Source organism: Streptomyces sp. 130 (assembly GCF_007096885.1).
In the GTDB taxonomy this organism is placed as follows: domain Bacteria; phylum Actinomycetota; class Actinomycetes; order Streptomycetales; family Streptomycetaceae; genus Streptomyces.
The window spans coordinates 47,810-67,532 of sequence record NZ_VJNO01000005.1; the positions used below are offsets into that span (position 1 = coordinate 47,810).

Here is a 19,723-nt window from a genome sequence, read left to right on the forward strand (position 1 = left end):
CCTGGGATCTTTCGTGTGGAGATACGGGGCTGGGGGAAGGGCTGCCGGACGGTCCGGGTCACGGACGCCGCAGCGCGTCGGACGCCGCGGTCGCCGCGGGGCCCGCCGCCAGCTCGGTCTCCAGCAGCTGCTTGCCGAGCAGCTCCGGGTCCGGGAGCTCCATCGGGTACTCGCCGTCGAAGCAGGCGCGGCACAGGTTCGGCTTGTCGATCGTCGTCGCCTCGATCATCGAGTCGATCGAGATGTACGCGAGCGAGTCGGCACCCATCGACGTGCCGATCTCCTCGACGGACATGCCGTTGGCGATCAGCTCGGCGCGGGTCGCGAAGTCGATGCCGAAGAAGCAGGGCCACTTCACCGGCGGGGACGAGATCCGGATGTGGATCTCGGCGGCACCGGCCTCACGGAGCATCCGGACCAGTGCGCGCTGGGTGTTGCCGCGGACGATCGAGTCGTCCACGACCACCAGGCGCTTGCCCTTGATGACTTCCTTGAGCGGGTTCAGCTTGAGGCGGATGCCCAGCTGGCGGATCGTCTGGGACGGCTGGATGAAGGTGCGGCCGACGTAGGCGTTCTTCACGAGGCCGTTGCCGAACGGAATCCCGCTGGCCTCCGCGTAGCCGATGGCGGCCGGGGTGCCGGACTCCGGGGTCGCTATGACCAGATCCGCTTCGACGGGCGCCTCGGCGGCCAGCCTGCGGCCCATCTCCACACGGGAGAGGTAGACGTTGCGGCCCGCGATGTCGGTGTCGGGGCGCGCCAGGTAGACGTACTCGAAGACACAGCCCTTGGGCTTCGCTTCCGCGAATCGCGAGGTACGCAGACCGTTCTCGTCGATGGCGACCATCTCGCCCGGCTCGATCTCGCGCACGAAGCTGGCGCCGCAGATGTCGAGGGCGGCGGACTCCGACGCGACGACCCAGCCGCGCTCCAGGCGGCCGAGGACCAGCGGGCGGATGCCCTGCGGGTCACGGGCGGCGTAGAGCGTGTGTTCGTCCATGAAGACCAGGGAGAAGGCACCCCGCACCTCGGGAAGCACCTTGGTGGCGGCTTCCTCGATGGTCAGCGGCTTGCCGTCGTCGTCGGTCTGGCCGGCGAGCAGCGCGGTCACCAGATCGGTGTCGTTGGTCGCGGCGACCTGGGTGGCGCGGCCGTCCTTGCGCGGGAGGTCGGCGACCATCTCCGCGAGCTGGGCCGTGTTGACCAGGTTCCCGTTGTGACCGAGGGCGATCGAGCCGTGCGCGGTCGCACGGAACGTCGGCTGCGCGTTCTCCCACACCGAGGCACCGGTGGTGGAGTAGCGGGCATGACCGACCGCGATATGGCCCTGGAGCGATCCCAGGGAGGTTTCGTCGAAGACCTGCGAGACCAGTCCCATGTCCTTGAAGACCAGGATCTGGGACCCGTTGCTCACTGCGATGCCCGCGGACTCCTGTCCACGGTGCTGCAGGGCATACAGTCCGAAATAGGTGAGCTTGGCGACCTCTTCGCCCGGAGCCCAGACACCGAAGACGCCGCAAGCGTCCTGGGGGCCCTTTTCTCCGGGGAGCAGGTCGTGGTTGAGTCGTCCATCACCACGAGGCACGCCATCGAGTGTAGGGGAGATCGACCACTGGTCCGAATTGGGGATGCCCCGCCCCACCACCGGCGAAGCCCCCCGGCAACACGCTCCCGGCCCCTTCACGGCAGTGACGCACAGTCATCACACCCCCTCCCCGGTCTACGCGCGGCAACCGCCGCAGGGCAGGCGACGCACGGATCGCCGGCCGTTCACCGAAAGGTTCCGGCCATCCGGAAGGGGGCTGGAGCGGGCACGTCGTGGCGCTGCGTGAGCCGGTTCCCGGGCGGCGGGAGCGACCGGCCCGACCGGTCGTTTCGTGGCGAGCCTCACACCGCGGGCGCCCGGTATGCGGCATCTCGGAGCGCTCGCCGGACCATCCGGGGTGAGGTCAGCCCATCAGCGGCAGCAGCTCGGAGAGATCCGCGCGCTCGCCGCTCGCGGCGACCTTCGCCGCTTCGACCTCCCGGGCCCACTCCGTACGCCCGGTCGCGAGCCGTATCCAGGTGAGCGGGTCGGTCTCCACGACGTTGGGCGGGGTGCCCCGGGTGTGACGCGGCCCCTGGACGCACTGCACCACCGCGAACGGCGGCACCCGGACCTCGACCGAACCACCGGGCGCCCGCTCGGCCAGCGCGTCGGCGAGGAGCCGGCTGCAGGCGGCGAGCGCCTGCCGGTCGTACGGGACGGAGAGCCCGGTCGCCTCGTTGAGGTCCCAGGTGTGGGCGACCAGCTCCACGGTGCGGGTGACCAGGAAGTCGCCGAGGCGCATCGCGCCGACCCGGGTGGCCAGCAGCCGGTCCTCGGGGGCGCCGGGCACCAGCGCCTCGAAGCGGGCGGCGGTCTCCGCGTAGAGCGCGTCCAGGCCGGGGGCAGCGGCGGCATGCTCGGCGGTGTCGTCCGCGATCCGGGAGGCGCGGGCCGCTGTGGTGAACGGCCACTCCAGCAGGGACACCTCGGGTTTGGCGAGGTCCGGTGCGGGAAGCTCCAGCGTCCGGCTGACGTGCGAGAGGGCCATGGCGATGTGCGCGGCGAGCTCGCGCACCGTCCAGTCACCGAGTCCGCTGGGCGCGGCGAGCTGCTGCGGGGTCAGCGTGCGCACGGCGTCCCGGACGTGGGCGAACTGGGCGAGGACCGCGGTGCGGGTCCTGGCCGGGTCGTAGCGGCGGGCGCGCTTCTGCGAGGGCGGCATGTCGGCGAGCCTACGACGCCGCACCGACAGGGCGTCCGCCCCGCGTGCACGGGGTCCGCGGATCAGGCGCGCGTCGCGTAGTCCCCGAGGCCCTTCTCCAGCAGGTCGAAGCCCCGGTGGGCGAGGGCGACGGCGTCGGCGACGACCGCGGCGGCCGGTTCGCCGGCCAGGATGCGCCTGCGGTTCTCTGTGAGCAGCGCGTTTCGCGTACCGAGGAGCTGGGAAGCGACGATGCGCGCGATGGCCGGCTCCTCGCCCTCCTCGATCAGGACCGCGGTGAGCTGGTCCTGCGTCCGCACGAAGTAGGAGTGGGCGCGCGTGAGCAGGGCGGGCGTCTCCAGGATGAGCCGCACGATGCCGAGCGCCACCGGCGAGTCCCCCATGCCCACCGAGGGGTCATGGCGTTCGACCGCCGCCACGAACTGCCGGCGCAGCGCCGCGACCGCCGATTCGCCCGGCGGACGCTCCCGCACGATGCGGGCGGCGTCGCCGACGTGCTCCTCCAACGGCGCGAAGACCAGGTCCTCCTTGCTGTCGAAGTAGTTGAAGACGGTCATCTTCGACACATCGGCCGCGTCGGCGATCTCCGCGACGGAGACCTGATCGAACCCGCGCTCGGAGAAGAGCCTGGTGGCCGTTTCCAGCAGCCGCCGCCGGGTTTCCATCTTCTTGCGCTCGCGCAGGCCCATCCCCTCGGTCATGACCTCAATATACCAGGACAAAGATTTATCCCGGATGAAAACTTGACGCGGTACAAGATTAGGGGCGACAGTGGGCCCGACCGCGACGGTGCGCCTCGGCACCGCTCAGGAGGGGGTGCCCAGCCATGTCCGGAACAGACAGCACGCTCGCGCCACGGCAGACGGCCACGGGCGAGCAGCCGCCCAGCGGCCGGAGTGTCCGGATCGGCGTGGCGCTCTGCGTCGTCACGATCCTGCTGGCGGTGCTGGACTCGAACATCGTGTCCTCGGCGACCGTCCCGATCGTCCGCGACCTGGATCCGGTCCACGGCGTCGACCGGATCCCGTGGCTGATCGCCGCCTACCAGCTCGCCGCCACCGCCGCGCTGCCCCTGTACGGCAAGCTCTGCGACTCCCTGGGCTCGAAGAAGGTGTTCATCGGGGCGCTGGCCACCTTCCTCACCGGTTCCGGGCTGTGCGGAGCGGCCCAGTCCATGGGCGAGCTGATCGCCGCACGCGCCTTCCAGGGCATCGGCGGCGGCGGGCTGATGAGCGTCACCATGGTCGTCCTTCGTCAGCTCGGCACGGCGGGCCCGGAGGAGGGCGAGGGCACGAAGGCCAGGGGCGGCGACACGAAGGGCAGCATCGGCGGGATCATCGCCGGTGCGGGCATGGCGCTCGGCCCCTGGGTGGGCGGCGCCCTGGCCGACCACGCCGGCTGGCGCTGGATCTTCTACGTCAACCTGCCCGTCGGCATCGCCGTCCTGATCGCCGCGGCCGTCGTGGTGAAGCTCCCCGTCCACGCGGCGCGCCATCGCATCGACTTCCTCGGCGCCGGTCTCGCCGCCGCCTTCTCCACCGCACTGCTCCTGGTCACCGAGTGGGGCGGCGAGGACTACGCGTGGACCTCGCCGGTCGTCGTCGGCCTCACCGTCGCCGCCGTCGTCGCGCTGGGCCTGTTCCTGTGGCGCCAGGCCACGGCCGCCGAACCGATTCTGCCGCTCTCGCTCTTCCGCCTGCGGTCCATGCGGTACGGCTTCGCTGTCCAGGGGCTCGTCGGCGCCGCGATGATGGGGTCGATCGTCTACGTGATGATCTACCTCCAGGTGGTCCGAGGGGTCGCCGCGAGCTCGGCCGGTCTCTTCCTGGTCCCGATGGCGATCGGCATGACCGTCGTCGGGCTCGTCTCGGGCCGTCTGGCCGCGGCCGGCTGGTCGCAGAAGACCTTCGTCGTCAGCGGCACGGTCTTCGCGTCGGCCGCCCTCGCACTGCTGACCACGCTCGACACGGACACCGGCCTGTGGACCGTGCGCGGCGCGATGCTGCTCATGGGAATCGGCTTCGGCCAGCTCATCGGCCAGCTGATCCAGCTGGTCCAGGACACCGCCCCGCCGGGCCGGCTGGGCGTCGCCACCACCGGTATCCGCTTCTTCCAGACCCTCGGCACCGCCCTGGGCGCCTCCCTCTTCGGAGCCGTACTGAGCAGGGTCTACGCCGCCGAGGGCCCCGGCGGAACGACCAGCGACATCGGCCGGCTCACCGGCACCGCCCGCCGCCAGGCCCTGGACGCCTTCGTCTCCTCGACGGACGTGGTCTTCGCGTGCGCCACCGGTGCGATGGTGCTCGCCCTGCTCCTGGCGACCCGGCTGCCCGGCACTCGGACGAGCGGCTGACTCCTTCCCGTACGAGCGGGCGAACCCTCCGCGCTTCCCCGTACGCATGACGCGAAAACCCCCGACCGGGCGGAACCGGTCGGGGGTTTCGGTGTGTGCTGTCCGGGAACTACGCGAGCAGCGCCGGGATCGTCTCCTCGTGCGCGGTGCGCAGCTCGCTCAGCGGGATGCTGAACTCGCCCTGGACCTCGACCGCGTCGCCGTCCACGACACCGATGCGGGTCACGGGCAGGCCGCGTGCCCCGCACATGTCGTTGAACCGCAGCTCCTCGCTGCGCGGCACCGAGACGACCGCGCGGCCCGCGGACTCGGAGAACAGCAGCGTGAAGGCGTCGAGGCCGTCCGGCACGACCAGCCGGGCGCCCTTCCCGCCGCGCAGGCAGGACTCGGTGACCGCCTGGATCAGGCCGCCGTCCGACAGGTCGTGCGCCGCGTCGATCATGCCGTCGCGGGAGGCCGAGATCAGGATCTCGGCGAGCAGCTTCTCGCGGCCCAGGTCCACCTTGGGCGGCATGCCGCCGAGGTGGTTGTGGACGACCTCGGACCAGGCCGAGCCGCCGAACTCCTCGCGCGTGTCACCCAGCAGGTAGAGGAGCTGGCCCTCTTCCCCGAAGGCGACCGGCGTACGCCGCGTGACGTCGTCGATCACACCGAGCACGGCCACGACCGGCGTCGGGTGGATCGCCGTCTCACCGGTCTGGTTGTAGAGCGAGACGTTGCCGCCGGTGACCGGGGTGCCCAGCTCCAGGCAGCCGTCCGCGAGACCGCGGGTGGCCTCGGCGAACTGCCACATGACGTCCGGGTCCTCGGGCGAACCGAAGTTCAGGCAGTCCGAGACCGCGAGCGGCTTGGCACCGGTCGCGGCGACGTTCCGGTACGACTCCGCCAGCGCGAGCTGCGCACCGGTGTACGGGTCGAGCTTCGCGTAGCGGCCGTTGCCGTCGGTCGCCATGGCCACGCCGAGGTTGGACTCCTCGTCGATGCGGACCATGCCGGCGTCCTCGGGCATCGCGAGCACGGTGTTGCCCTGCACGAACCGGTCGTACTGGTCCGTGATCCAGGACTTCGACGCCTGGTTCGGCGAGGCGACCAGCTTGAGGACCTGCTCGCGCAGCTCCGCGCCGTTCGCCGGGCGGGCCAGCTTGCCGGCGTCGTCGGCCTGGAGCGCGTCCTGCCAGGACGGGCGCGCGAAGGGGCGGTGGTAGGTCGGGCCCTCGTGGGCGACGGACCGCGGCGGCACGTCCACGATCTGCTCGCCGTGCCAGAAGATCTCCAGCTGGGTGCCCTCGGTCACCTCACCGATGACGGTGGCGATGACGTCCCACTTCTCGCAGATCTCCAGGAAGCGGTCGACGTGCTGCGGCTCGACGATGGCGCACATGCGCTCCTGGGACTCGCTCATGAGGATTTCCTCGGGCGAGAGGGAGGAGTCGCGCAGCGGCACGGTGTCCAGCTCGACGCGCATGCCGCCGGAGCCCGCGGAGGCCAGCTCGGACGTGGCGCAGGAGAGCCCGGCGCCGCCGAGGTCCTGGATGCCCGCGACGAGCTTCTCCTTGAAGATCTCCAGGGTGCACTCGATGAGGAGCTTCTCCTGGAACGGGTCGCCGACCTGGACGGCGGGGCGCTTGGCCGGTCCGGTCGACTCGAAGGTCTCCGAGGCCAGCACGGAGACGCCGCCGATGCCGTCGCCGCCGGTGCGGGCGCCGTACAGGATGACCTTGTTGCCCGGCCCGGAGGCCTTCGCGAGGTGGATGTCCTCGTGCTTCATCACACCGATGCAGCCGGCGTTGACGAGCGGGTTTCCCTGATAGCAGGCGTCGAAAACGACCTCGCCGCCGATGTTCGGCAGACCGAGGCAGTTGCCGTACCCGCCGATGCCCGCGACGACACCCGGCAGGACCCGCTTGGTGTCCGGGTGGTCGGCCGCCCCGAAGCGCAGCGGGTCCACCACGGCGACCGGACGGGCGCCCATGGCGAGGATGTCGCGGACGATGCCGCCGACGCCGGTCGCCGCGCCCTGGTAGGGCTCGATGTACGAGGGGTGGTTGTGCGACTCGACCTTGAAGGTGACCGCGTACCCCTGTCCGACGTCGACCACACCGGCGTTCTCACCGATGCCGACGAGCATGGCGTCGTTGGCGGGGGCCTTCTCGCCGAACTGCTTGAGGTGGACCTTGCTGCTCTTGTACGAGCAGTGCTCGGACCACATCACGGAGTACATGGCGAGCTCGGCGCCGGTGGGACGGCGGCCCAGGATCTCGCGGATACGGGCGTACTCGTCCTCCTTGAGGCCGAGTTCCTTCCAGGGCTGCGCGGTGTCCGGGGTTTCGGCCGCGTGCTTGACCGTGTCCAGGCTCATGCGTTGACCAGCTTCTTGATGATCGAGGTGAAGAAACCGAGACCGTCGGTACGACCGGTGCCGATCAGCGGCTCCACGGCGTGCTCCGGGTGCGGCATCAGGCCGACGACGTTGCCCGCGGCGTTGGTGATGCCGGCGATGTCGCGCAGCGAGCCGTTCGGGTTGCGGCCCACGTAACGGAAGGCGACGCGCCCCTCGGCCTCCAGCGCGTCGAGCGTGTGCTCGTCGGCGGTGTATCGGCCGTCCATGTTCTTGAGCGGTACGGAGATCTCCTGGCCCGCGGAGTAGTCCGAGGTCCAGGCGGTCTCCGCGTTCTCGACGCGCAGCGTCTGGTCGCGGCAGATGAAGTGCAGGTGGTTGTTGCGCAGCATCGCGCCGGGCAGCAGGTGCGCCTCGGTGAGGATCTGGAAGCCGTTGCAGATGCCGAGGACCGGCATGCCCGCCTTCGCCTGCTCGATCACCGTCTCCATGACCGGCGAGAACCGGGAGATGGCTCCGGCGCGCAGATAGTCGCCGTACGAGAAACCGCCCGCCAGGATCACCGCATCGACCTGGTGCAGGTCCTTGTCGCGGTGCCACAGCGATACGGGTTCGGCGCCCGCGACACGAACGGCCCGCAGGGCGTCCTGGTCATCGAGCGTGCCCGGAAAGGTGACGACTCCGATACGAGCAGTCACTTCGACTCCTCGGCCTTCTCCACCTTCACGGTGAAGTCCTCGATCACGGTGTTGGCGAGGAACGTCTCAGCCATCTCGTGAATACGGGCGAGGGCGGCGTCATCGACCGGCCCCTCGACCTGCAGCTCGAAACGCTTTCCCTGACGTACGTCCGCGATTCCCTCGAAGCCGAGACGGGGCAGTGCGCGCTGCACCGCCTGTCCCTGCGGGTCGAGGATCTCGGGCTTGAGCATGACGTCGACTACGACGCGTGCCACTGGCACTCCCGGTGTGGTGGTGTGGTGCGGCTGTTTCTCCGGAGGGGGTACCCCGGACCCCCGCGGGTCCACTCAGCCTACCTGCCCGGAAATTCTACGCGGGTAGATATGAAACGGGATAGATCACGCCCGGATATCGACCGATCACCGGACGGCGGAAAAGCCGCGAAACAAATGCTCACACGCGGCACACATAGCGGGCGGACACGCGCAAGTAATTGGGCGGGCTTCACAATGCGGCACCACTCGCTGTACAAATGATTACCGGGGAATGCAGCATTGCCCCGGAGCACCGACATCAGTCGGCCCGCATCCGCGCTCACAGCCGTAAGGCCGGCATCCGCGCACGTCAGACGCGCCGATGCCGTAGGAAAGGACCGATATCCGTGGCGCAGCGCGTAGTGGTCACACTCTCCGACGACATCGACGGGGGAACGGCGGCGGAAACGGTCAGTTTCGCCCTGGACGGGAAGTCGTACGAGATCGACCTCAATCCGTCCAACGCAAAGAAACTCCGGAACGCCCTGGCCCCGTACATGGCGGCCGGCCGCAAGCGGACAAATGCCGGCAAGCACGACAAGGCTCCCGTTCCGTACCGGCACACCTCGCTCGCGCCCGACCCGGCGACGGTGCGCGCCTGGGCGCGCTCGCGCCGGATGGACGTGCCCGCCCGGGGCCGCATCCCGAAGAGCGTGTACGAGGCGTTCCAGGAAGCGAGTTGACCCAGCGAAAGGTCCGGCGGGGCGCCGGCGGAGGACCTGCGGGGGAGCCGACTTGCGCGACACCCCCGCAGGTCGGCTAGAGTCTGGAGCACGCCGAGGGGCGAGGCCGAAAAGGCCGAACCCCGCGCAGCGTGCGGGTGTAGTTCAGTAGCAGAACATCCCCCTTCCAGGGGGAAGGCGCAGTGTGCAATTCCTGTCACCCGCTCTGCACGACCTGCAGGACCACTCCGGTGGATCAGGTAGAGTAGTGCTCGCTCCACCGGTGAAAGCCGAGTGGCTGCAATGCGGACGTAGCTCAGTTGGTAGAGCGCAACCTTGCCAAGGTTGAGGTCGCCAGTTCGAACCTGGTCGTCCGCTCAGAATACGAAGGCCCCGGTCGATTTCGACCGGGGCCTTCGTCGTATCTCGGGTCCTCATGTGTCTTCCCCGCTCCCGCAGGAGCACTCATGACGTTTGTCATGGGTGGTGGTGACAGTCCGCACTGCCCCGGGCCCGCCGCGGACGGAAACCTGGAGACATGACCAGCGACGACATGTCCCGTGAGTACGTGATCCAGGCGGAGGACGTCCGGCGCAGCTACGCCGGCGGCTTCGAAGCCGTGTCCGGCGTCTCCTTCTCCGTGGCACGCGGCGAGCTCTTCGCCCTCCTCGGCACGAACGGCGCCGGCAAGACCTCCACCGTCGAGCTCCTGGAAGGCCTGGCCCGGCCCGACAGCGGCTCGGTCCGCGTGCTGGGCCACGATCCCTATGGCGAGCGCTCTCAGGTGCGCCCCCGGATAGGCGTGATGCTCCAGGAGGGCGGCTTCCCGTCCGAGTTGTCGGTCACCGAGACGGTACGGATGTGGGCGGGGTGCACCAGCGGCGCCCGGCCCACCGGCGAGGCGCTGGAGCTGGTCGGGCTCGGCCACCGTGCCCGGGTCCGGGTCAAGCAGCTCTCGGGCGGTGAGCGGCGGCGGCTCGACCTGGCGCTGGCCGTGCTCGGCCGGCCCGAGGTGCTCTTCCTCGACGAGCCGACCACCGGTCTCGACGCGGAGGGCCGCCGCGACACCTGGGCGCTGGTGCGCCGGCTCCAGGAAGACGGCATCACCGTCCTGCTCACCACGCACTACCTGGAGGAGGCCGAAGCCCTGGCGGACCGGCTGGCGATCATGCACCGCGGCCGGATCGTGACCGCGGGCACCACGGCCGAGGTGACGGCCGCCCGCCCCGCCCGCATCCGCTTCGAGCTGCCCGAGGGTGTTGTGCCGGCCCGGCTGCCCTTGGAGCTCCACGCCACCGCCGAGGGCGCCCGGGTCGAGATACGCACGCACCGCCTCCAGGACGTACTGACCGAACTGCTCCGCTGGGCCGCCGAGTCGAACGTCCGGCTGCACGGGCTCGACGCCCGCTCCGCCTCGCTCGAAGAGGCGTTCCTCGACATCGCGAAGTCCGCCGCCGAAACCGAAGAGGTGCCCGTCCCATGACCACCGCGACCACCCCCACCGCCGGCCCCGCGCGCACCACGCCCGTGAGCCGGCTGGCGGCCCTCGGCCGCGCCGAGCTGTCGCTGCTCGCGCGGAACAGGACGGCCGTCTTCGTCGCGCTCCTGATGCCGGCGGCCATGATCATGGCGATGAAGTCGGCGTTCGAGAAGGTCGACCTCGACGGGACCGGGCTCACCGTCGCCGAAGCGGCGCTCATGGGCGGCGTCGGGACGGTGCTCATCCAGGCCGTCTACATGAACCTGGCCGCCGCCTACGTCGCCCGGCGCGAGGAGCTGGTCCTGAAGCGGCTGCGCACCGGCGAGGTCACCGACGGCGAGATCCTGGCCGGGACCGCCCTCCCGGCCGGCGCCCTCGCCCTGGCGCAGAGCGCGGTGATCGTCGTCGCCGGTACGGCCTTCTTCGGCCTCGGCGCCCCGGAGCGCCCGGAACTGCTCGTGGCGGGTCTGCTGTTGGGTGTGGTGCTGCTGACCGTCCTGGCCGCGGTCACCTCCGTGGTCACCCGCACCGTGCAGACCGCCCAGCTGACGACACTGCCGCTGTTCCTCGTCTCGATGATGGGCTCGGGCCTCTTCATCCCGCTGGACATATTCCCCGACCGGCTCGCGGCGGTCTGCGAATACCTGCCGCTGACCGGTGTGATGACCCTGGTCCGGGCCGGCTGGTTCGGTGGCCCCGAGGGCACCGACCTGCTCGGCGCCGCGTTGACCGGGCTGGTCTGGACGGCGCTGGCCGTGTTTGCTGTGCAGCGGTGGTTCCGCTGGGATCCGCGACGCTGACATGGAGGTTGGGCCGCGATGCGCGTACGGGGATGGCGCCGCAGCTGGCAGGAGCGCAGCAAGATGGAGCGGATAGATCTGTATTCGCGGTTCACCATCTCCTGCATCCCCTGGTTCTTCGCCCTGGCCTGGCAGGGGGCGCCCTTTCACCAGGACATCCGCCATGAGCCGCTTCCGCTGGCCCTCGGCCTGGCGCTGCTCCTGGTGAGCCTCGCGCAGTGCCTGCTGAGCAACCGCAACCTCACCGCGTCGTACGAGCACTACCTGGGCGTCTCCGTCTTCCCGGGGCGGCGCCTGCTGGCCCCCGTGGTGCTTCTGGTCGTGGCCGTCGGGCTCCTGGCGGCCCTGGCCGGGGTGGACGGTGTCCGGGGCTCGGGGCTGCTGCTCATGACGTTGAACGCGCCGATGGCCCTCGTGATCACCCGGGTGCTCCTGGTGCCGGTCCGCCGCTTCCTGACCGAGTCCCTCGGCCTCACCGTCCTGATCACCAGTGCCCTCGCGGTGGCCGGCGTCAAGGGCGGCACCCTGGCGGGAGTGGTGCCCTGCAGCCTCTTCGGCTGTGTGCTGGTCCTGATCTCGGTCCGGCCCAGCGCCTGGAGCATGAGCGTGATGTGGCAGGCCGAGCAGGCCCGGGGCATACAGGCCAGGCTCGCCGTGGCGGAGGAACGGCTGCGGTTCGGGCGGGACATGCACGACGTGCTGGGCCGCAACCTCGCGGTGATCGCGCTCAAGAGCGAGCTGGCGGTGGAGCTCGCCCAGCGCGGCAGGCCGGAGGCGGTGGACCAGATGGTCGAGGTGCAGCGGATAGCGCGCGCCTCGCAACAGGAAGTGCGCGATGTGGTGCGCGGCTACCGCGAAGCGAGTCTGAGCACGGAACTGGCGGGGGCCCAGGGGGTGCTGAGGGCCGCCGGTATCGAGTGCACGGTGACCGGCGACGGCGGGGAGCACCTGCCCGCTCCCGTGCAGTCGGCGCTCGGCTGGGTCGTCCGGGAGGCGGCCACCAACGTGCTGCGCCACGGCGACCCGCGCCGCTGCGTGATCCGGGTGGGGGTCACCACCGACGCCGTGGTGCTCCAGGTGGAGAACGACGGCGCGCCGCCCACCGGGACGGCGCCCTCGCCCGCGTCCGACGGGCCGGGCTCCGGGCTGGCCGGCCTCCGGGAACGGCTCGCCGTGCTGGACGGCTCGCTGGGAGCGGGCCCGGTGAAGGGCGGCCTGTTCCGGCTGACGGCGACGATCCCGCTGGCGGCGATCCCGCCGGGGGCGGGGGCGGGGGCGGGGGACCGGGGGAAGCCCGGTGAGGCCGAGGAGGCCCGTACGTCCGAGGGGCCCCGAGCGTCCGAGGAGGCCCGTACGTCCGAGGGGCCCCGAGCGTCCGAGGGGCCCCGAGCGGCCGAGAAGCCCCGTGCGGCCGAGGAGCCCCATGCGGCCGAGGGGCACGGCCGCCGGATGCCCGGCGCCCGCCGTGCGCCCGGTGGCTTGCGTCCCGGGGCCATGGTGGCCCCGGGTGTGATGGTGGGGCCGGGACCCGGCCCCGTGGAGGGATGACGATGACCGCGGTACGGGTGCTGCTCGCCGATGACGAGCATCTGATCCGGGGTGCGCTCGCCGCCCTCCTCGCTCTGGAGGAGGACCTGGTGGTGGTCGCGGAGGCGGCGACGGGTCCGGAGGCGCTCGCCATGGCCCGGGCCCACCGCCCGGATGTAGCGGTGCTCGACCTGGAGATGCCCGGGGCGGACGGTGTGAGCGTCGCCACAACGCTGCGGGCCGAACTGCCGGACTGCCGGACCATGATCGTGACCAGCCACGGCCGGCCCGGCCACCTCAAGCGGGCCCTCGCGGCGGGCGTCCGGGGCTTCCTGCCGAAGACCGTGAGCGCCCGCCAGCTGGCGGGGATCATCCGCACGGTGCAGGCCGGAAACCGTTACGTGGACCCGGAGTTGGCGGCCGACGCCATCGCCGCCGGGGACTCGCCGCTGACCGTCCGGGAGACCGAGGTGCTGGAGCTCGCGGTCGACGGGGCGCCGGTCTCGGAGATCGCCGAGCGGGCCTCGCTCTCCCAGGGGACCGTACGGAACTACCTCTCGGCGGCGGCGTCGAAGCTCGGTGCGGAGAACCGTCATGCGGCAGTGCGTCTCGCACGGGAGCGGGGATGGGTATAGTAGGTCTCGCGCTTCGGCGCTTGCGGACGTAGCTCAGTTGGTAGAGCGCAACCTTGCCAAGGTTGAGGTCGCCAGTTCGAACCTGGTCGTCCGCTCGGATGAAGAAGCCCCCGGCCTTTCGGCCGGGGGCTTCTTCGTGTGCCCTCACTGCCAGGGCGTGCCGGTGAGAAGTTCGTACGCCTCGACGTACTTGGCGCGGGTGGCGTCCACGATCTCCTGGGGCAGCGGCGGCGGAGGCTGCTCGCTCTTGCGGTCCCAGCCGGAGGCCGGAGAGGTCAGCCAGTCGCGGACGAACTGCTTGTCGTACGACGGCTGGGCGTGACCCGGCTCCCAGGAGGCGGCCGGCCAGAAGCGGGAGGAGTCCGGGGTCAGGACCTCGTCGGCGATGATCAGTTCCTCGCCACCGTCGGCGGTGGGGGCGTAGCCGAACTCGAACTTCGTGTCCGCGAGGACGATCCCGCGCTCGCGGGCGATGTCGCGTGCCCGGCCGTAGACGTCCAGGGTGGTCCGGCGCAGCGCGGCCGCGGTCTCCGTACCGACCTGGCGGGCCACTTCCTCGTAACTCACGTTCTCGTCGTGGTCACCGACTGCGGCCTTGGTGGCGGGGGTGAAGATCGCGCCCGGGAGCTCGGAGCCGTCGACCAGGCCCTCGGGGAGCCCGATGCCGCAGACGGTGCGCGAGGCGTTGTACTCGAGCAGCCCCGAGCCCGCCAGGTAGCCGCGGGCGACGCACTCGACCGGGACCATCCGCAACGACCTGCAGATCATCGTGCGGCCCTCCCAGTCGGCGGGGGCCCCGGCGGGCACCTCGGTCGACAGGACGTGGTTGGGCACGAGGTCGGCGAGCTGGTCGAACCACCACATGGAGAGGCGGGTCAGAACGCGGCCCTTGTCCGGGATCTCGGTCGGCAGCACCCAGTCGTACGCGGAGATCCGGTCGCTGGCGACCATGACGAGGTCACCGGCCTCGTTCCGGTACAGGTCGCGCACCTTGCCGGTGTGCAGGTGGGTGAGTCCCGGCACCTGCGCCGGCTCGGGCTTTTCTACGAATCCGGACACGCTGCCTCCGCGTAGGTTGTTCCAAGAACCGTTCCGATTGTCCCGTATCCGGGAACGGCCGGCTGCGGAGGGGTGCCGTCCGGGTGGGCGGGGAAGCGTGGAGTGGCCGTCCTCCGGTCAGGCGCGCTTGCAGATCCGGTCCAGGAGGTTGGCGGTGGCCTTCTGAATGCGGGCGTCCACGTGGCCGGGCCGGTCCAGCGCCGGTGACCAGGCGAAAGTGCCCGAGGCGAAGACCAGGGCGCCGGACGGGGCCCGGTACAGGGACGTCTCCTGGTGGCGCATCACACCCTCACCGTCCTGGTACGGGGAGTGGGCGAGCAGGATGCGGTTGTCGTGCTCCGGCAGCGTGGTGCGCGGGAAGTAGCGGTCGGCCTCGCCCGCCACCAGGCCCTCGATCTCGTCGCCCTCACCGGCGCCCGTCGCGTCCCACAGCCAGTGCTCCGCGTTCCGCACGACCAGGGGGTGGGGTTCGGGGACCCGGCCCGCGTACTGGATGCCGAGCAGCTGCTGCTCGGGGCGGTCGATCTCGCGCCAGAGCGCGGGCTTGCCGGGCCCCCGGCGCTTGCGGCAGGTGAGCAGCCGGTCCGGCACCCCGGACGCCGAGGGCCCCAGGCTGACCTGCCAGTACATGGTGTTGGCGGAGAGGTAGACCAGGGAGGTGCCGTGTTCGCGGGCGCGCTCGGCGGCGCGGCGCATGGGCACCGACCAGTACTCGTCGTGGCCCGGGAAGACCAGGCCCCGGTAGCGGGTGGGGTCGATCCGGCCCGCGTGCAGGTCGCGGGTGTCGGCGTAGGCGAGGTCGTAGCCGTAGCGCTCGGCCCAGCGGATGAAGTCGTACGCGTGCCCCACGTGCAGCGGGAGTCCCGCGCCCGCGTAGGGGCGGTCGAATGAGACGGTGACCGCCGCGTCCTCCTCCCCCAGCAGCCGGCCGTCCTCGTCCCAGGCGTGGTAGAGGCTGGCGCCGGTCCGGCCGTCCTCCGGGTAGAGGTTGTACGCCTGCCAGGTGACGTCCGGGAGGACGAGCAGCAGGTCCGCCGGGTGGTTGTCGCGGATGGTGAACGGGATGTGGGAGCGGTAGCCGTCGAGCGTGGTGAGCACGGCGACATACGCCCCGATCGACCAGTAGCTGGGGATCTGCAGCCGCCAGGACAGCCACCAGTGGTGGCAGGAGACCGTGCGGTCGGCGGTGAGGGGGGCCGGCTGGACGATGCCCGAGAGCCGCGGGCTCGTGGTGATCTTCGAGGCGCCGTCGCCCCCGTAGTGGCCGATCCGGTAGACGTCCACGGAGAACTGCTGCGGCGGGTCCACGGTGATGTGGAAGTCGATCGCCTCACCGGGGGCCGCGGCCCCCGTGGAGGTGAAGCCCTTGATCTGCCGCCGGACGTCGTCGGCGGTGCGGGTGCCGCCGTCGGTGGAGCCGCGGGACAGGGCCGGGTCCACGTACCAGGGCACGACCTGGCCGGTGTCGTCGAAGTAGTTCTCGCTGCCGCGCAGCCAGGGCAGCGGCCCCTGGCCGAAAGGGTCGGTCACGGCATGCGCCAGGGCACCCGATTCCCACCGACGGATATGTTCCGCCCCCATCACGCTCCCCCTCCCTCAGGCCCCCGGATCAACAGTGGTGCGCCGTCAGTCAGCGCCGTTCCCCAGCACATCACATAACGCACGCACTCCGTCACCGTTCGTCGTGAATTGACGTGAACGGAAGCTGTCGCTCCGGTTAAGCGGTTGTTCTCGGCCATCCCGTCCGCCACACCCGCGTCGGGCGGGGCCTGTTTCAGACGAGACGGACGGGCTTGTCGGTGCGTACGCCGACCGAGGCGAGCCAGGACCGCAGCGGTCCGGCGTCACCGTCCTCGATCAGGCTGAGGACGGGGCTGTCGAGGTCCGCGCGGCGCTCGCCGTCGACCAGCAGCGCGGGCCCGTCGAGCCAGTCCAGACCGGGCGCCGCGCCCGCCGTGTCCACTGCCGCGCAGCAGACCATGGCCGCGACGTGGTCGGCGAGCAGTTCGGTGCCGGTACGCGGCGGCTGCAGCGGGAACAGCGGGAGCGGGTCGGGGCCCCAGAGGGCGGTGAGGTCGTCTCCGGGACCGGGACCGGGCCCCGGCGTGCCGGGGCCGGGGCCGCCCGCGCCGGGGCCGGACGGGCCGTCCGGGGCCGTCCGTGCCCGCTCCTGCGCCTCGGCCTCCTCGCGGGCCACGGCGGCGATGAGCCCGGCCGCCAGCTCCTCGCCACCGGCGTCCCCCGCCTCCAGGTGCTCGACCACGCGGGCCAGCGTGGGGACCCCGCCTACGGCCGCGGCGGGCGGCACGCCCATGGCGTCCAGGACGCGGTGCAGCCGGGCCGCCTCCGAACGCCACTTCCGGTCGACGACCTCGTCCGGATACCGCTGCCAGTCCACCGGGGCCCAGTCGGGGCCGGTCTCGGCGGGCCCGCCGTGGAACAGCCGGGCCGCCAGCAGCGACGCCGCCTCGTCGGCCGCCCCCGGCTCCTCCAGGAGGTCGCAGGCGGGCCGCTCGCCGAGCCGGGAGGCGTACCCCTCGGCCAGCCGGTCGCGGCGGGAGAGCTCGGTGAGCGCGGCGACGACGCCCGCGTCCAGCCGCGCGGGCCAGCGGCCCATCCGCCAGGCGGGCAGCGCGACCCGGGTCAGCAGCCGGTCCCAGCCGGCGTAGGCGAGGCCCACCTGCTCCTGCGCGACGATCCGCAGCCCGTAGTCCACCTCCCGGGCGCGTGCGGACGCGGCGGCGGCGACCCCCCGCTCCATCTCCGCGGCGTGACCGCGACAGCTGCGCAGCAGTATCCGGGCGATCCGCCCGATGACGACGCGCGGCAGCCTCAGGGCCCGGCGCACCGGCCCCCGGACGGGGGCGGCTCCATCGGCGACCGCACCGTCCAGGCCCCGGACGAAGCGCCGGGCGGCGGCTATGTCGGGCTGGGCGGACGCGCTGGTGCCCGCGACGACCGGGGCGAGCAGGGCACGCAGCTCGGCGACCCGCATCCACCACAGGAACGGTGAGCCGATGACCAGCACGGGGGCCGCTTCCGACCGCCGTGCGGGGCCGCCGGCCGCCGGATGGGTGCGGTCCTCCAGCCAGCTGTCGCAGTCGGGTGTGAGGGCTATGGCCGAGGGCGCGGGCACATCGAGCCGGTCCGCCAGCTCACGGACCAGGCGGTAGAGGCCGGGCGCCGCCGCCTCGCTGAGCGGAACGGTCGGGCTGACCGCCGGCTTCGCCCGTGCGACCGCGAGCGCGACGGCTCCCGCGATCAGCAGGACCACGACCGCGCAGGCGGCCACGGCCCAGCGCGCCGCGTCCCAGCCGCCGCCGGCCACGAACCCCCGCGCGCCCGCGGCGAACAGCACCACGGCCAGCGCCGCGGGCAGCAGCGCGACTGCCGTCGCCCTGCCGCGGATGCGCAGCAGGACGAGCGCCCGGGCCCGCGCCGCACGCGCACCCGGCTCCTCACCCGTACCGGTACCGGACACGGCTGGACCTCACCCCCTCTGCCCCCACGGCGGTGTTGCTCACTCCCCCACCATGGCACCCGCCACTGACATCGCAATGCCGGTGGGCCAAGTGCCGGAACGCTTGCGCCGCACCCTAGTTGGGGGTGCGGCGGGCGTCATCCGGATGGCTCAGCCGTCACTCGATGGAATGGCTTTGGTCAAAGGTGTTGAGGGACAGCGGGTCAGCGGGGTACGGGCCGCGCCCGGCGCGCGTCCGGCTCAAGCCCCCTCGCGCGCCGCGCATCCGGCTCAAGCCCCCTCGCGCGCCGCGCATCCGGCTCAAGCCCCCTCGCGCGCCGCGCATCCGGCTCAGGCCCCCGCGCCCGCCGCTTCCTCCGCGGCCTTCTTCGCGATGTCCGTACGGAGCTGGGAGCCGTCGAGCCGGATCCGCGCCGCCGCCGCGTAGGCACGCTCGCGGGCGCCCGCCAGGTCATCGGCCGTCGCCGTCACGGACAGCACCCGGCCGCCCGCGCTGACGATCGCGTCCCCGTCGCGCTTGGTGCCGGCGTGCAGCACGTACGCGTGCGGGGCGTCCTGCGCCGCGACCTCGTCCAGCCCCTCGATCGGGTCGCCCGTGCGCGGGGTGCCCGGGTAGTTGTGCGAGGCGATGACCACCGTGACGGCCGCCTCGTCGCGCCACGCCAGGGGCGGCAACTGGTCCAGGGTGCCGTCGGCGGCGCCGAGCAGCACGCCGGCCAGCGGCGTGCGCAGGCGCGCCAGGACGACCTGGGTCTCCGGGTCGCCGAACCGGGCGTTGAACTCGATGACCCGCACGCCGCGCGAGGTGATCGCGAGGCCCGCGTACAGCAGACCCGAGAAGGGCGTGCCGCGTCGGCGCAGCTCGTCGACGGTCGGCTGGAGCACCGATTCCATGACCTCGTCGACCAGCTTGGGGTCGGCCCAGGGCAGGGGGGAGTACGCGCCCATGCCGCCGGTGTTCGGACCCTCGTCGCCGTCGAGGGCGCGCTTGAAGTCCTGGGCGGGCTGGAGCGGCAGCACGGTGGTGCCGTCGGTGATCGCGAAGAGGCTCACCTCGGGGCCGTCGAGGAACTCCTCGATGACCACCCGGTCGCAGGCCAGCGCGTGGGCGCGGGCCACCTCGACGTCCTCGGTCACGACGACGCCCTTGCCCGCGGCCAGACCGTCGTCCTTGACCACGTACGGGGCACCGAACGCGTCGAGGGCGCTGTCGATCTCGGCGGGCGTGGTGCACACGTAGCTGCGGGCGGTGGGCACGCCCGCTCCGGCCATGACGTCCTTGGCGAACGCCTTCGAGCCCTCCAGCTGCGCGGCGGCGGCGGACGGGCCGAAGCACGGGATGCCCGCGGCGCGCACCGAGTCGGCGACACCGGCGACGAGCGGCGCCTCCGGGCCGACGACCACCAGCCCGGCGCCCAGCTCGGCGGCGAGGCGCGCGACGGCGGCGCCGTCGAGGGCGTCGACCGGGTGCAGTTCGGCCACCTCTGCGATGCCGGCGTTGCCGGGGGCGCAGTACAGATCGGTGACGTCGGGGTCGAGGGACAGAGAGCGGCACAGGGCGTGTTCGCGGGCGCCGCCGCCGATGACGAGGACCTTCACGGGGTGCAGCCTAGCCGTCGGGGCGCGGCGCCCTTGACGGCCGCC

The 19,723-nt window shown here is 71.9% G+C and carries 16 protein-coding genes and 3 tRNA genes; 9 read left to right on the plus strand and 10 right to left on the minus strand.

Annotated features, from left to right (window positions below; all coding sequences use genetic code 11):
* Positions 1-58 precede the first annotated feature (58 nt).
* The 3 genes from purF to FKN01_RS06330 all read right to left on the minus strand — a co-directional run bounded on the left by purF (position 59) and on the right by FKN01_RS06330 (position 3,451).
* On the minus strand, positions 59-1,585 hold the full coding sequence (purF, locus tag FKN01_RS06320; protein WP_143617293.1) for an amidophosphoribosyltransferase: 1,527 nt from the start codon (positions 1,583-1,585) through the stop codon (positions 59-61).
* Between the two features lie 364 nt (positions 1,586-1,949).
* Positions 1,950-2,750, minus strand: a complete 801-nt coding sequence (locus tag FKN01_RS06325) for a maleylpyruvate isomerase family mycothiol-dependent enzyme (protein WP_143617295.1) — start codon at positions 2,748-2,750, stop codon at positions 1,950-1,952.
* Between the two features lie 62 nt (positions 2,751-2,812).
* The gene (locus FKN01_RS06330; RefSeq protein WP_143617297.1) at positions 2,813-3,451 is read right to left on the minus strand and encodes a TetR/AcrR family transcriptional regulator; all 639 of its coding nucleotides are present in this window, start codon (positions 3,449-3,451) and stop codon (positions 2,813-2,815) included.
* A 125-nt stretch (positions 3,452-3,576) separates the two neighbouring features.
* On the opposite strand from FKN01_RS06330, the gene FKN01_RS06335 reads away from it, so the two are divergent.
* The gene (locus FKN01_RS06335) at positions 3,577-5,103 is read left to right on the plus strand and encodes an MFS transporter (protein WP_398931251.1); all 1,527 of its coding nucleotides are present in this window, start codon (positions 3,577-3,579) and stop codon (positions 5,101-5,103) included.
* A 109-nt stretch (positions 5,104-5,212) separates the two neighbouring features.
* Here the strand turns inward: FKN01_RS06335 and purL are convergent, their stop codons facing one another.
* The 3 genes from purL to purS are packed head-to-tail and all read right to left on the minus strand — an operon-like array spanning position 5,213 to position 8,396.
* Positions 5,213-7,462, minus strand: a complete 2,250-nt coding sequence (gene purL, locus FKN01_RS06340; protein ID WP_143617299.1) for a phosphoribosylformylglycinamidine synthase subunit PurL — start codon at positions 7,460-7,462, stop codon at positions 5,213-5,215.
* Positions 7,459-8,139 (minus strand): phosphoribosylformylglycinamidine synthase subunit PurQ, encoded by a 681-nt coding sequence (gene purQ / locus FKN01_RS06345; protein WP_018101737.1) that lies wholly within the window; start codon positions 8,137-8,139, stop codon positions 7,459-7,461. Before purQ ends, purL begins: the two co-directional genes overlap by 4 nt.
* Positions 8,136-8,396: a phosphoribosylformylglycinamidine synthase subunit PurS gene (gene purS, locus FKN01_RS06350; protein WP_018554113.1), complete on the minus strand. Its 261-nt coding sequence runs from the start codon at positions 8,394-8,396 to the stop codon at positions 8,136-8,138. Before purS ends, purQ begins: the two co-directional genes overlap by 4 nt.
* A gap of 386 nt (positions 8,397-8,782) precedes the next feature.
* On the opposite strand from purS, the gene FKN01_RS06355 reads away from it, so the two are divergent.
* The 8 genes from FKN01_RS06355 to FKN01_RS06390 all read left to right on the plus strand — a co-directional run bounded on the left by FKN01_RS06355 (position 8,783) and on the right by FKN01_RS06390 (position 13,634).
* Entirely contained in the window at positions 8,783-9,118 is a 336-nt protein-coding gene (locus tag FKN01_RS06355) for an Lsr2 family protein (protein WP_185992770.1), read from the plus strand.
* Positions 9,119-9,251: 133 nt separating this feature from the next.
* Positions 9,252-9,323: transfer RNA gene (locus FKN01_RS06360), tRNA-Gly, on the plus strand.
* Positions 9,324-9,402: 79 nt separating this feature from the next.
* A tRNA-Gly gene (locus FKN01_RS06365) sits at positions 9,403-9,475 on the plus strand.
* 160 nt (positions 9,476-9,635) lie between these two features.
* On the plus strand, positions 9,636-10,580 hold the full coding sequence (locus tag FKN01_RS06370; protein ID WP_143617301.1) for an ABC transporter ATP-binding protein: 945 nt from the start codon (positions 9,636-9,638) through the stop codon (positions 10,578-10,580).
* Entirely contained in the window at positions 10,577-11,377 is an 801-nt protein-coding gene (locus FKN01_RS06375) for an ABC transporter permease (RefSeq protein ID WP_143617303.1), read from the plus strand. Before FKN01_RS06370 ends, FKN01_RS06375 begins: the two co-directional genes overlap by 4 nt.
* An 18-nt stretch (positions 11,378-11,395) precedes the next feature.
* Positions 11,396-12,925, plus strand: a complete 1,530-nt coding sequence (locus tag FKN01_RS06380) for a sensor histidine kinase (RefSeq protein WP_143617305.1) — start codon at positions 11,396-11,398, stop codon at positions 12,923-12,925.
* A gap of 2 nt (positions 12,926-12,927) precedes the next feature.
* A complete protein-coding gene (locus FKN01_RS06385; protein ID WP_143617596.1) occupies positions 12,928-13,539 on the plus strand; it encodes a response regulator transcription factor in 612 nt (203 codons plus the stop codon).
* A 22-nt stretch (positions 13,540-13,561) separates the two neighbouring features.
* Positions 13,562-13,634: transfer RNA gene (locus FKN01_RS06390), tRNA-Gly, on the plus strand.
* 49 nt (positions 13,635-13,683) lie between these two features.
* Here the strand turns inward: FKN01_RS06390 and FKN01_RS06395 are convergent.
* From FKN01_RS06395 to purD, 4 genes are all read right to left on the minus strand, one after another.
* Positions 13,684-14,598, minus strand: a complete 915-nt coding sequence (locus FKN01_RS06395) for a phosphoribosylaminoimidazolesuccinocarboxamide synthase (protein ID WP_143617307.1) — start codon at positions 14,596-14,598, stop codon at positions 13,684-13,686.
* A 117-nt stretch (positions 14,599-14,715) separates the two neighbouring features.
* A complete protein-coding gene (locus FKN01_RS06400) occupies positions 14,716-16,179 on the minus strand; it encodes a N,N-dimethylformamidase beta subunit family domain-containing protein (RefSeq protein WP_143617309.1) in 1,464 nt (487 codons plus the stop codon).
* Between the two features lie 193 nt (positions 16,180-16,372).
* Positions 16,373-18,079 carry a hypothetical protein gene (locus FKN01_RS06405; protein ID WP_143617311.1) on the minus strand — a complete coding sequence of 569 codons (1,707 nt, stop codon included), beginning with the start codon at positions 18,077-18,079 and terminating at the stop codon, positions 16,373-16,375.
* 330 nt (positions 18,080-18,409) lie between these two features.
* Positions 18,410-19,678, minus strand: a complete 1,269-nt coding sequence (gene purD, locus FKN01_RS06410; protein ID WP_143617313.1) for a phosphoribosylamine--glycine ligase — start codon at positions 19,676-19,678, stop codon at positions 18,410-18,412.
* Positions 19,679-19,723 lie beyond the last annotated feature (45 nt).